The sequence below is a fragment of the Acinetobacter sp. UBA3106 genome, assembly GCA_002365595.1.
Lineage (GTDB): Bacteria > Pseudomonadota > Gammaproteobacteria > Pseudomonadales > Moraxellaceae > Acinetobacter.
Genome location: DFAM01000016.1, coordinates 119,522 through 132,342, shown reverse-complemented (window position 1 = coordinate 132,342; position 12,821 = coordinate 119,522). Strand labels below are relative to the sequence as shown.

At 43.4% G+C, this 12,821-nt stretch carries 14 protein-coding genes; 6 read left to right on the top strand and 8 right to left on the bottom strand.

Annotated elements, in window-relative coordinates; genetic code table 11:
• Positions 1-127: 127 nt before the first annotated feature.
• Both B4C48_RS08585 and B4C48_RS08580 read right to left on the bottom strand, forming a co-directional pair.
• Positions 128-1,000 carry a LysR family transcriptional regulator gene (locus B4C48_RS08585; protein ID WP_291355545.1) on the bottom strand — a complete coding sequence of 291 codons (873 nt, stop codon included), beginning with the start codon at positions 998-1,000 and terminating at the stop codon, positions 128-130.
• Positions 1,001-1,203: 203 nt separating this feature from the next.
• Positions 1,204-1,446 (bottom strand): DUF2061 domain-containing protein, encoded by a 243-nt coding sequence (locus B4C48_RS08580; protein ID WP_291355543.1) that lies wholly within the window; start codon positions 1,444-1,446, stop codon positions 1,204-1,206.
• 198 nt (positions 1,447-1,644) lie between these two features.
• On the opposite strand from B4C48_RS08580, the gene B4C48_RS08575 reads away from it, so the two are divergent.
• The 5 genes from B4C48_RS08575 to leuB all read left to right on the top strand — a co-directional run bounded on the left by B4C48_RS08575 (position 1,645) and on the right by leuB (position 5,984).
• Positions 1,645-1,836 carry a hypothetical protein gene (locus B4C48_RS08575; RefSeq protein ID WP_291355541.1) on the top strand — a complete coding sequence of 64 codons (192 nt, stop codon included), beginning with the start codon at positions 1,645-1,647 and terminating at the stop codon, positions 1,834-1,836.
• Between the two features lie 249 nt (positions 1,837-2,085).
• Entirely contained in the window at positions 2,086-3,519 is a 1,434-nt protein-coding gene (gene leuC / locus B4C48_RS08570) for a 3-isopropylmalate dehydratase large subunit (RefSeq protein WP_291355539.1), read from the top strand.
• 21 nt (positions 3,520-3,540) lie between these two features.
• A complete protein-coding gene (gene leuD / locus B4C48_RS08565) occupies positions 3,541-4,191 on the top strand; it encodes a 3-isopropylmalate dehydratase small subunit (RefSeq protein ID WP_291355537.1) in 651 nt (216 codons plus the stop codon).
• Positions 4,192-4,296: 105 nt separating this feature from the next.
• The gene (locus B4C48_RS08560; protein ID WP_291355535.1) at positions 4,297-4,860 is read left to right on the top strand and encodes a hypothetical protein; all 564 of its coding nucleotides are present in this window, start codon (positions 4,297-4,299) and stop codon (positions 4,858-4,860) included.
• Between the two features lie 44 nt (positions 4,861-4,904).
• A complete protein-coding gene (gene leuB / locus B4C48_RS08555) occupies positions 4,905-5,984 on the top strand; it encodes a 3-isopropylmalate dehydrogenase (protein ID WP_291355533.1) in 1,080 nt (359 codons plus the stop codon).
• Positions 5,985-6,045: 61 nt separating this feature from the next.
• Here the strand turns inward: leuB and B4C48_RS08550 are convergent, their stop codons facing one another.
• Positions 6,046-6,447 (bottom strand): hypothetical protein, encoded by a 402-nt coding sequence (locus B4C48_RS08550; RefSeq protein ID WP_291355531.1) that lies wholly within the window; start codon positions 6,445-6,447, stop codon positions 6,046-6,048.
• Positions 6,448-6,581: 134 nt separating this feature from the next.
• Positions 6,582-6,803: a translation initiation factor IF-1 gene (infA, locus tag B4C48_RS08545; RefSeq protein ID WP_001284370.1), complete on the bottom strand. Its 222-nt coding sequence runs from the start codon at positions 6,801-6,803 to the stop codon at positions 6,582-6,584.
• Between the two features lie 231 nt (positions 6,804-7,034).
• Between infA and B4C48_RS08540 the strand changes: the two genes are divergently transcribed.
• Positions 7,035-8,042: an AraC family transcriptional regulator gene (locus B4C48_RS08540; protein ID WP_086195313.1), complete on the top strand. Its 1,008-nt coding sequence runs from the start codon at positions 7,035-7,037 to the stop codon at positions 8,040-8,042.
• Positions 8,043-8,133: 91 nt separating this feature from the next.
• Here the strand turns inward: B4C48_RS08540 and truA are convergent, their stop codons facing one another.
• The 4 genes from truA to B4C48_RS08520 form a co-directional block, all read right to left on the bottom strand.
• The gene (gene truA / locus B4C48_RS08535) at positions 8,134-8,931 is read right to left on the bottom strand and encodes a tRNA pseudouridine(38-40) synthase TruA (RefSeq protein WP_291355527.1); all 798 of its coding nucleotides are present in this window, start codon (positions 8,929-8,931) and stop codon (positions 8,134-8,136) included.
• Positions 8,932-8,943: 12 nt separating this feature from the next.
• Positions 8,944-9,918 carry an asparaginase gene (locus B4C48_RS08530; protein WP_291355525.1) on the bottom strand — a complete coding sequence of 325 codons (975 nt, stop codon included), beginning with the start codon at positions 9,916-9,918 and terminating at the stop codon, positions 8,944-8,946.
• A gap of 46 nt (positions 9,919-9,964) precedes the next feature.
• The gene (locus B4C48_RS08525) at positions 9,965-11,266 is read right to left on the bottom strand and encodes a hypothetical protein (RefSeq protein ID WP_291355523.1); all 1,302 of its coding nucleotides are present in this window, start codon (positions 11,264-11,266) and stop codon (positions 9,965-9,967) included.
• 70 nt (positions 11,267-11,336) lie between these two features.
• Positions 11,337-12,776, bottom strand: coding sequence for a hypothetical protein (locus B4C48_RS08520; protein WP_291355521.1), 1,440 nt, complete (start codon positions 12,774-12,776; stop codon positions 11,337-11,339).
• Between the last annotated feature and the right edge of the window lie 45 nt (positions 12,777-12,821).

Genomic DNA, 12,821 nt, shown 5'->3' with positions numbered 1-12,821 from the left:
TCTTTTACACATTTAAAACATCATGTTTTATGTGTTTTATTTAAAAGTACTCGAAAGCCATGCCCCTGTACTGAGGATTTAGGTAACAAAATGCTGCATCCAGGCAGATGCAGCACTAAAGCAGATTTTAGTAGGGATGGGCGTTTCTCATCATGGCCACCAGTTCTTGTACCGCACGTGACTGGGTACGACCCGGATGCCAAACCATGCCGAGTTGACGGTTCATTTGCACATTAATATCCAGCAGTTGCAGTTCCTGATTCAGCAAGGTTTTTGGTAATACCGACCATCCCAGGCCAATCGAAACCAGCATGCGGATTGATTCCAGTGGATTATTGCTCATGGTAATTTTCGGTTTCACCCCTTGCTTTTCAAACTCGGCCAAGGTGATTTGCGTGGTATAGGTTTGTGATGCTGGCAATAAGCTCGGGTACTGGACCAGATCTTCCAGACTCAAATGTTTTTTTTGCGCCAGCGGATGAAAAGGTGCTGCCACAAACACCAGCGGATCATTCCAGATGGTCACGTAACTCAGGCGTTCATCACCTTGCGGCGGAAGGGTCAGAAATGCCAGCTCCAGGTCACCGGCCAGTACCTGCTCATGCGCCTGTTCCGAGTCAACAAAATGTACATCTAAAGTCACATCCGGGAATTTTTGTACATAATTGCGCAGGTGCTGGGGTAGATGATGCAAACCAATATGGTGACTGGTGCCAATTTTCAGCTTGCCTTGCACCTGTTCCTGTTCGTGACTGAGGGTATGATGAATATCGCCCAGTTCATTTAACCAGTTTTTCACTTTTGGCAATAAAGAGTGTGCTGCATGGGTGGCCTGAACACCACGACCGGCCGACTCAAACAGTTTCACGCCAAAATATTCTTCCAGACTATGAATCCTTTTGGTCACAGCAGGCTGGGTAATAAACAATAGATCAGCGGCCATAGAAATAGAACCTGTTTCCATGACTTTAATAAAGGCTTCAAAGGCAGCAAGATTCATAAGGAGATATCTGGTTATATGAAATTCAAATAATTATAAAATATTTTTATATTAAATGGGGGCTTAATCTTTAAAAAGACCTTAAAAAATGTATACGGATGTGAACTTAAAGCAGGAAATAAAAAAATCACCTCATGTGAATGAAGTGATCCTTGTAAAGTGAAAAACCGGAACCCATGATATTTTTCTAGCTTGGCAAATATTTAGATGGCTGCGTTATTGCTGTTTTGCACTTTCGCCGGTTTGGCTTCCCAGATTTTTTCATGAAAGAAGAAAGCGATCGCCTGAATCGTCGGTTCAAGCAAACTCAAGGTCACTGCCATCCAGATACTTCCTGTCACGAAATAACCGACCAACATGGCAATGGTGATGTGCATAATGTAATAGCTAAAGGTTTTTTTAAACATACGCTGGTTGTTATCAACAAATTTTTGAATATGAGCCATGGGTTGTTCCTCAATCTTTGCCTCGGGATATGGTTAAATGATAATCAGTCTTATTTGATTTGTAAAAACGAACATTTTTATATTTTTAATCGGTTTTATGAATTATTGGCTGGTTAAACCTCATAATTCATAAACAACAGGGGAATGGTATCGCTTAGAGCTATTTTCTAGAGATACTTTTCTAACAGGGTGAACATTATGGATATTAAACACATTAAATACCTTCTTGATATTTTTGAGGAAGCGGTGGAAAAACGCAGTCAGGTCTATGAAATTGCCGATGATGAAGATGATGAAAATCATGCAGCGGCTGAATGCGGCGCAGCGAAAGCAGAACTCATCCGGGCGATTGAACAGCTTATAGCCGCGAAAGAAAATCCATCAGGCTAAATTCGGAATTTTGAATTTCCTGCTCAAGCATTCTAGAGACTTTGATTTAACCAGCCTGATCATAAGGAGAATGCTGTCTGCCTTAAGAGCAGAAGAGAGGGGATTTTGCCAAAATACAGGGTGTTATAGCGTTAAAATTAATTCCAAAAAGTTTTTAAACTAATAAAAATGATAAATTAGATTTATGTTAATAGGTGGTTATAATCGAAGTTAATGTAAGCATTACCCAGTTCTATGGAGCGCGTCGACATGGCAGGCAATACCCCAAAAGCAAAGACTTTATACGATAAATTGTGGGATGACCATTTAGTAAAACAACGCGATGATGGTTCAGCCTTGCTTTATATCGATCGTCATTTATTACATGAAGTAACCTCACCACAAGCTTTTGAGGGTTTGCAACTTGCAGGCCGTAAACCTTGGCGTTTAAGTGCCAATGTGGCAACGCCAGACCATAACGTGCCTACTTCAAAAACTGAACGTGAACAGGGTATTGCTGGTATTGAAGATCCAACTTCACGTATTCAGGTGCAAACCTTGGATGACAACTGTAAAACCTTCAATATTGTTGAATTTGATATCAATGATATCCGTCAAGGCATTGCCCATGTGGTCGGTCCTGAGCAGGGTTTAACCTTGCCGGGCATGACCGTGGTATGTGGTGACTCGCATACCGCAACTCATGGTGCCTTTGGCTGTTTGGCGCACGGTATTGGGACTTCAGAAGTTGAACATGTATTGGCAACCCAATGCTTGGTTCAAAAGAAAATGAAAAACATGTTGGTACGTGTTGACGGTAAATTGGGTCAGGGCGTAACACCAAAAGACGTGGTTTTAGCGATCATTGGTAAAATTGGTACTGCGGGCGGTACGGGTCACGCGATTGAATTCGGTGGTCAAGTATTTCGTGACATGTCGATTGAAGGCCGTATGACCGTATGTAACATGGCGATTGAAGCCGGTGCACGTGTCGGTATGGTGGCTGTGGATGGCAAAACCATTGAATATGTCAAAGGCCGTAATTATGCACCGAAAGGTGAGCAGTGGGATGCCGCTGTAGCCTACTGGAATACCTTGCACTCTGATGAAGGCGCACATTTCGATACCGTTGTGGTATTGCAAGGCGAAGAGATCGAACCGCAAGTGTCTTGGGGGACATCGCCAGAGATGGTGATTCCAGTGTCTGAAGCAGTGCCGACTTTGGAACAGGCCAAAGACGACGTACAACGTAACGACTGGACCCGTGCTTATCAATATATGGGTTTAAATGCAGGTCAGGCATTGGCAGACATTCAGTTAGACCGCGTATTTATCGGTTCATGCACCAATTCGCGTATTGAAGATATTCGTGCTGCTGCTGAAGTGATTAAAGGCCGTAAAGTGGCTGCTTCAATTAAACAGGCAATGGTGGTTCCGGGTTCCGGTTTGGTGAAACAGCAGGCTGAAGCTGAAGGCTTGGATCAAGTATTCTTGGAAGCTGGCTTTGAATGGCGCGAGCCAGGTTGCTCAATGTGTTTGGCGATGAATGCCGATAAATTGCAGCCAGGCGAGCACTGTGCCTCAACTTCTAACCGTAACTTCGAAGGTCGTCAGGGCAATGGCGGTCGTACTCACTTGGTGAGTCCAGCCATGGCAGCTGCCGCAGCCATCGCCGGTCACTTTGTTGATGTTCGTTCATTCTAATTGGGCTAAGGGGAGCAAAAAATGAAAAAATATGCCGTTGAACAAGGTATCGTTGCACCATTAGACCGTGCCAATGTCGATACAGATTTAATTATTCCAAAACAGTTTTTGAAATCGATCAAACGTACCGGTTTTGGCGACAACTTATTTGATGAATTGCGTTATTTGGATGAAGGCTATCCGGGTCAGGACAACTCAAAACGTCCTAAAAATCCTGATTTCGTTTTGAATCAGCCGCGTTATCAAGGTGCCACCGTCTTAATTTCACGTGCCAACTTTGGTTGTGGTTCAAGCCGAGAGCATGCGCCATGGGCTTTGAATGAATACGGTTTCCGTACCGTAATTGCTCCAAGCTATGCCGACATTTTCTTCAATAACAGCTTTAAAAATGGCATGTTGCCGGTGAGTCTGTCGGAAGAGATCGTCGATCAGTTATTCAAAGAATGTGCGGCCACTGAAGGTTACCAGTTAACCATCGATCTGGAAGCGCAGGAAGTACGTACACCATCGGGTGAGAGCTTTAAATTTGAAGTTGATCCGTTCCGTAAACACTGCTTGTTAAATGGTTTGGATGATATTGGCTTAACTTTACAAGCTGCTGATGATATTCGTGCTTATGAAGAAAAAACCCAGCAATCACGCCCTTGGGTGTTTCAGGAAATCCACAGTTAATTACTTGAATTTTCAGCGCTAGTAGTATCCAAGCCTAACTCTTGCTAATATCGGATCCATAAAAATATTTAGTTGGCTTTAATTGGTGAGGGTTGGGCTCGAACAATGACAAAGGTTTACAGTCAGCTTGTTGTAATTGGCCTTATGGTTGCATTCTTAAGTGCATGCCAAGGCATTGATACAGTACGTATCAAACATGTAAAAGAAACTGAAAGTACAAAAACGAATGCCTTAATTTACTGCTCCGGTACGGCAAACTGTGAATTTGAACGTTTAGATCAAATTCAAATTATTGATGCAGTACAGCGCCGTGTAAATAGCGCTGCAGTTGAATCGGGTATTTTACGTTTACAGGCGAACTCCTTAAGTCAGCCGAATGCGTTATATCTTTCAGTCCCAGCTGGGCAACATGAACTGGTCATCCGTTTTTATCCGATTTCCAAAGATCGTGCGGAAACGCTTCATGTTTTCCATCAGTTTAAGGCGAAACAGCATTACACATTTAAAATGTATCGTGAACGCAATAAACAGCAGGGCAGCTTGTTAAATGTATCTGCACCTGAACCGCTGTGTGTAGATCTGCTACAAGACCAGAAGACAATCCGACGTTTCTGCAGACCCTATAATGCCTTAACCGGTCTGGGTGAGTTTGTAGAAAAGAAAATTTAAAATCCCGTTGATGTAATGCATCGACTTCATAAATGGAAACACTCATGTCAAAACACATTTTGATTTTACCAGGTGATGGTATTGGTCCTGAAATCGTAAAAGCAGCTGAACAAGTGCTTGCACGCGTGAATGAAAAATTTAATCTGGGTTTGACTTGGGAACAGGGTTTATTGGGTGGTGCTGCGATTGATGCGCATGGTGAACCGTACCCTGCAGTGACAGCAGCACAGGCAAAAACTGCTGATGCAATTTTGTTGGGTGCTGTTGGCGGTCCAAAATGGGATACGATTGAACGTTCAATTCGTCCTGAACGTGGTTTATTAAAAATCCGTTCTGAATTAAATTTGTTTGCAAACTTGCGTCCTGCGATTCTTTACCCGCAACTTGCTGGGGCTTCAAGCTTAAAACCTGAAATCGTTTCTGGCCTGGATATTTTGATTGTGCGTGAACTCACCGGTGGTATTTACTTCGGTCAGCCACGTGGTATCCGTGAACTGGAAAATGGTGAAAAGCAAGGTTTCAATACCGACGTTTATTCAGAATCTGAAATTAAACGTATTGCCAAAGTTGCATTTGAACTTGCTGGTCTTCGTGGCGGTAAGGTCTGTTCAGTGGATAAAGCCAATGTTCTTGAAGTGACTGAGCTTTGGAAACAGACAGTGACTGCACTGAAAGAAGAGCAATATCCAGAGATCAACCTGTCACACATGTATGTCGACAATGCGGCAATGCAGCTTGTACGCGCGCCTAAGCAGTTTGACGTGATTGTGACCGGTAACCTGTTCGGTGACATCCTGTCTGATGAAGCAGCAATGCTTACAGGCTCTATTGGCATGTTGCCATCTGCATCACTGGATGAAAATGGTAAAGGCATGTATGAACCATGTCATGGTTCAGCGCCAGACATCGCAGGCCAAAACATTGCCAATCCATTGGCTACCATTCTTTCTGTGGCAATGATGCTGCGTTATACCTTCCGTGAAGAAGCAGCAGCACAAGCCATTGAAGATGCTGTAGGTCAGGTACTGGATCAAGGTTTACGTACTGGCGACATCATGTCAGAAGGGAATACTCAGGTAGGCACTGTGGAAATGGGTCAAGCTGTGGTAACAGCATTGAACTAATTTCACTAAATCGTAAAAACGCAGCCTTGAGCTGCGTTTTTTTATTGCTTTTCACAAGGCTTTAACAGGTACGACCCGTGTAATAAACCGATTTAGCTATGTTGTTTTCTAAACGATAGATAATTTTACATTGCAAATCGACATCATAACTTTGGGCTCGAGGTGTCACGGGTATGGGAATATTGCCAGCATCGATATCGGCAGGATTCTGTGCCATCGGTACCGGAATGGTGACAGGACGCATCACTGTATAAGTGAGTGTCTGTTGATTTGCAACAGGCGCCAACACCTGCTGGTAACCTATGCTGTTCAAATCGAGTTTAGCTTGAATGTTTTGACTGGTTTGCCCGATGAATTGCTGTAAATAGGCATCACGTTGTTGTGCGCTGGTTAGGGGGGATGTGGTACAGCCATACAACAAGCCCAGAATTGCAAAAAGACCGAGAGAATGAAGAAATGACATGACCTTTTCTCTGTTGCATAAAACCTTATTTTAAACAGAGAAATTTGAATGAACGTTGTGATTTGATACACGGTCAGTAAGTATAAACCCAATAAAAAAGCCACTGTTTAAGTGGCTTTTGCTTACGCTAAAACTTAGCGTGCACGATAAGTAATACGACCCTTGGTCAAATCATAAGGGGTCATTTCTACTTTCACACTGTCGCCAGTCAAAATACGAATATAGTGTTTACGCATTTTACCAGAGATGTGGGCAATCACTTCGTGACCGTTCTCTAAACGTACACGGAACATAGTATTAGGAAGCGTCTCGGTGACAACGCCTTCGAACTCGATGAGTTCCTCTTTATTGGCCATAGCCTACCTGAATGAATAAATTGGAAAGGCGCAAATTATAGTCAATTTTTTTGCATAAAACAAGGCACAATGCGGCTTTGCTGGTTCATCTGTCAGTTAAATAAGCGAACTCTCCGTATAAAGATTTTCTGTAAAAAAGCGCATTGTTCTGTTGTCAGTTTGGTCAATCGCAGTTAATCTAAAATCAATCTTTTTAAGTATAAATGAAGAACATACAAGGAAGGTCTTTGCGTGGGTCAGCTAACTGATGCATCAGTTGTTTTACGATTGGGTTATCAAGCCATTCGTCGTGCAGGTTTGCCAACTGAAGAAATTTTAATGAAAGCTGGTGTGGCCTTAAATCAGGTCGAAACCAATGATCGTACCCCGCTCAGTGCTCAATATGCGTTTTGGGTGGCTGCGGAAGAGGTCAGTAAGGATCCCGATATTGGTTTGCATTTGGGTGAGCACCTGCCTTTATACCGTGGTCAGGTGATCGAACACCTGTTCATTTCCAGTGAAAATTTTGGGGAAGGGCTAAAGCGTGCACTGGCCTATCAGCGCCTGATCAGTGATGCCTTTCATGCCAAACTGGTGATTGAAGATGATCGCTGCTATTTAACCAATGGTGAGCAGCCTTGGGGTGAAAATATCGTCAATCGGCATTTTTCGGAATGTGCATTATCAGGCGTATTACGTTTCTTTAAATTTATTACTGAAGGTCGTTTTCAGCCGATCTATATCGATTTTAACTTTAGTCAGGGCGCACCTGATGATGAATATTTCCGTGTCTATGAGTGTCCGGTCAGCTTAGGGCAAAAAGAAACCCGTTTATATTTCGATCCCGCGATTTTAGATTATCAGTTATGGCAGGCTGAACCTGAATTGCTGCAATTGCATGAGCAATTAGCGATTGAAAAGCTGCAAGAGCTAGCGCGTTATGATCTGGTTGGTGAAGTGCGCCGCGCGATTGGTTCGACTTTAGAAAGTGGTGAAACCACTTTGGAAACTGTAGCCACGCATTTGAATATCACGCCGCGCCGTTTACGTACCCAGCTGAGTGAAGCCAATACCAGTTTTCAGCAAATTCTGTCCGACTATCGCTGTCGTTTGGCAAAGAAATTATTGGCCAATACTGCGGAAAGTGTTGAGCGGATTGTGTACCTCACTGGGTTTTCCGAGCCGAGTACGTTTTACCGTGCTTTTAAGCGCTGGACCAATGAGACGCCAGTGGAATATAGAAAAAGGAAGCAGCGTTAAAAGATCCCTCCTAGCCTCCCTTTGAAAAAGGGAGGAACTTTCCCCCTCCGTTAAGAAGGGGTGAGGGGGAGGTAAATATCATTAAAATAAGTTATTCAGGCATATTGAGCCAGTGCGGGCCTAATGGCATTTTAGGCAGCTCAAATTGCTCCGGATAATCGGCATGGATGAAATACAAGCCATCCGGTGGGGCAGTGATGCCTGCTGCTTTACGGTCTTCAGCGGCAAAAATATTGTCAATATGGTCAACCTCATACATGCCCTGACCAATTTCCAGTAAACAGCCCATGATGTTGCGTACCATGTGATGCAGGAAGCCATCTGCTTGAATATCTAACACCAGATAACAACCATGCTGAATCAGGCGACAATGTTTGACATGACGAACTGGTTGATTGGACTGGCAGGCTGCAGCACGGAAGCTTTCAAAATTATGTGTGCCTTCAAATTTTTTCGCCGCTGCAATCATCTTCTCTACATCCAGTGGATAGTAGGCATGGGTAACCTGTTTATGGAGAAGTGCAGGGCGCTGCGGGTTGTTGTAGACCACATAGCGATAGCGACGCGCCTGAGCTTTAAAACGGGCATGGAAATCGTGATCCATTTCCTTGATCCACTGGAAGGCGATATCTTTAGGAAGTTGACTGTTTGCCCCCATCAGCCAGCCACGAATCGGGCGAATGGCATGGGTATCAAAATGGGCAACCATATTGGTGGCATGGACACCGGCATCGGTACGGCCGGCACCGTGCAAAATAATCGGTTCATCGGCAATTTTACTGAGCACTTTTTCAATGGTTTCCTGCACGCTTGGTACGCCAGGTTGTTGAGTTTGCCAACCTCTATATCGAATGCCACAAAACTCAATACCGACTGCAAAACGTTGCATATTTACCTCAAATTACACGTGATCATGCCAATGTGACTGCCATTGGTCTACAGTGTCGTATTGTAAATACATTTTCAGTGCTTTTGCATAAAGATCTGCATGTCCTAGACAATCATTCAGGATGATATTGGCTTGTTGTATCCACTGACTAATCGCATAACGTTGATTGATGCCACCAAAAGGAACTTGAGTGGTAAGAATGACGACACAGCCTGCTTGTTGCAGTTTTTGAAGCCAGTTAATGAAGGCGCTATTTACTGCCAGATTACCGCTACCGAACCCTTGCAGGATCAGGCAATTTGGCGGTGCTTGGCAAATGGTTTGCAAATTTGCCACTTGCTGAGCCAAATCCAGCGGCTGCATCATCAGACTTAAACAGTTGAAGGTTGCCGCCTTGTTGATATCATCCTCATGCACAATATGCTGATGCTGGCTGGAGAGAGCGATTGGCTGTGCTGCATTGATACCGCCAAAGGCATCCAGTTCTGTGGTATGGATTTTTAACGCTGTCTGGGCATGAATCAATTGATGATGAAAGGCCAAATAGACCCCAACCGGATATTTAATCACGCAGTCCAGAGCAAAGTTTAAATTATCAATAGCATCGGTAAATTCACGGCTATTGTCTCCCGCAGCATTTAACAGGGGATACTGGCTACCGGTCATCACCACATGCGCAGATTGACCTAAAAAGCGTGACAGCACGGCACTGGCATAACTTAGGGTATCGGTGCCATGAATAATGACAAAATGCTGAAACTGCTGTAGCTGAAGCTGTTGAATATACTGAACCAGTTTCAGCCAGTCTGTGGCTGTGCAGGCGCTACTGTCTTGAATAACTGGTGCAACAAAACATTCGATCTGCTGATCTAGGGGGAGAATATGTTGCAGTTTCGGAATAAATTGTTCAGCTGGCATCGGGCTGAGTGGATCACCAATACAGCCAAATGTACCGCCCATATAAATTAACGCTATTTTTTTCATCATAAAAAAAGCAGCCAAGGATGACTGCTTTATAGTAGATCGAAATCGCTTAAGATGCTATTTGATTGCGTAAAAGATCCGCTTGTTGGCGCTGGTCAGAGGTATAGCTAGCCTCTTGCTCTGCCAATAATTCACGTGCTGATTCATAAGCACCGAGTTGGATATATTGCTGTGCCAGTTCCAGATTCAGGTTAATTTCATCCACTTCCATCAGTTCCGGAAATGATTGAACCAATGGATCATTTTTATCTGCTTTGGCTGCAGATGAGCTGATATTGCTAATATCAAAACTTACACCTGACGCTTTCGCTGGAGCTACTTCAACAGTTGGCTCTTCAATTGTAGTCGCTGGCTCTAAATTAAAGTCTAGGTCTAAGCTTGGGATAGTCTGTTCAACTGCAACTTTTGCTTCGGCTGCTGGAGTTTCTGCAACGGAAAAGTCAAAATTAAACTCAGGTCTTTCTGCTACAACAGGTTCAATACTTGCAGCTTTCTCAGTTTCTGCTTGTTGATTTGTTACAGTGTCTAAACTGAATGAGAAATCTAAAGGCTGAATTTCCTGAACTGGGGCAGCTTCTGGCTTAGTTTCTGTTATAGGTGCAGGATCAAGATTAAGGGTATTAAAATCTAAAGGCTTGATTTCTTGAACGGGTGCGGTTGCTACTTCTGCCGTTGAATCCAGTGAAAGGCTGCTGAAATCAAGCGGTTTAATTTCGTCAACAACTGCAGTTTGCGGAGCCAGCTGATTTTGCTGTAACTGATCAAAAGCAAGATCATTTGTTGCAGCAGCATCATTCATTAAAGCATCAAAATCTGCCGTATTCTTCTTGCTTTCAGCAACCACCGGTTCAGCCGCGGGAGCGATAAATGATTCAGGTTTGAAATCAATGCTATCTCTAGAGCTTCCCGTTTGTTTTTCATGGGCTTCTTTTTTAGCCAAGGCCTGTTCTAGAAAATCGTCCAGTTCTAATGAACGTAGATGATTAATGAGCTGGCTGATTGCAAATTCATCTTTCTGCAAGATATGAATATCCAGCAATAGTAAATACAACTCATGCTGTGAATTGTCTTTATTTAAAGCCTGATTAATCTGTGCCTCAGCTGAGAAAAAATTATTCTCGCGAATCAGCCCTTCAATTTTATTACGTACATCGGTAGCTAAAGGGGTGGTTTTTTTCTTCGTAACAACCGAATTTTCCACAATTTGAGTTTTCTGTGGTGACTTTTTGGTTGAAGTGGCTTTTTTGGTTTTCGCCTTCGATGTTTGTTCTGCTTGTTTACTTGCTTCGCGCTTTTTAAATACAATTGCGATCACTAATAACAATATAAACGGAATCACATAAAGCAGCATGTTGTTACCCCTTACAGGATTGAGTTGTTATCAATGAACCCTATCCTAAAAAATCAAATTGTATAACACCTTAGTGTGTTGGCTTTTTCTGTACTTGTTGTGCTTTCAATTGCTGTTGCAGTTGAGCAAGACGAGTATTTAATAATTGAATTCTGTGATCCTTTTGACGCAATGCCAAATCTAACTGTGTTACGTTTCTCTGTAATTTAACGGTTTTTTTACGCGATGTCATAACTTTTAATGACAACTCGTTTGAAGTTTGATTTTTTTTCGTGTTCTTTTTAGCAGAACCGCTGGCTGAATCTTGTTCTTTCTCTGCAACCAGGCTCATTTCAGCCTGATTCAAGCGGTATTTGGCCTTAGCTGACTGATTGGAATGTTTGGCTGGCGCTTGGGCTAAATGGGCAACTTTTGCTTTCTGCTCTTCCTTAGCGGCGCCGGCAGTATTTAAATTCAGGGCAGCTCCACGGCGTAAACGATTCACGTCCCCTTGAATGAAGGCATGTTCATTATTGGCCTTGATTTGTTTCATGACTTCGCCAATTGGACGATTTTGTTCAGTAGCCACACGTGATGCAATTGCCCAGAGTGATTCATTAGATTTCACTACATGCGTACTGGTCTGAGCTGTAACTGCAGGCTGAGGCGAGGGGGTAGGCGCCGTTTCTGGTCTGGTTTTTGGCGCAGCTGCTGCTACGGGTTCTGCTACCACCTTCGGTTTAGCCAGTGTTTGTTGTGCCGATGCTGCATATTGTCTGACTAAAGGGTCTGATGAGGTAGAGCTATTTGAATTGTTTGGAATTCTTACTTCATTTTTTGTGGCAATTTGTGCCGGTATTGCACTCTTTGGGTCAGCTGGAGCATTTTGGGGAAGGGGGGCCGGCTGCGCAGATGGGATCACCATTGCTGAAATGACCACAGGTGCAGTAGAGTTATTATTTAAACTCGGTGGGGCCGCTTTATTGAGCTTTAATGGCGCTTCAAATGAGGTCTGTAATGCCGTTTGTGGTTTTTCAATCCGATATTGCGTGCTTTCAGGCAGTTGTAAGGCGATATCTTTTTCACTGACAATCGTGATAGGCGTTAACGGTTTTTCATTACCTGAAACCCGTGCCTGTGCCTTTACCTGGCTGCGTTGCAAAGGTGTTTTGATATGCTGTAAACGGGTGGCATTACCTTCCTGAATTTTAATAATAATGTTCAGTTCAGATTCAGTTAAGGGGCGTGAAGAAGTAATGGTAATCACACCATTGCCCGAGCTATCGCGACGGGTAAAAAAATTAAGATGTCCGGGAGGTTGATAGACAACGCCTAAAGTTGCGATATCTTCGACATCCGCCAGGCTGGCCTGGATTTGTGCCTGAGGATCAGCATTGCGAAAATTCATTTCCGCATATAAGAGTTCACCTGCCGCAGATTGAACTTGAATAGGATCAATAGTAATCGCATGAATATTCTGCGAAGCAATAATGGCTAAAATGGCTATCTTTAATTTGTTATATACGGTCATCTTAATCTTTAGCTCGGTTTTTTTATCGCATTGCGAAAGTTATAG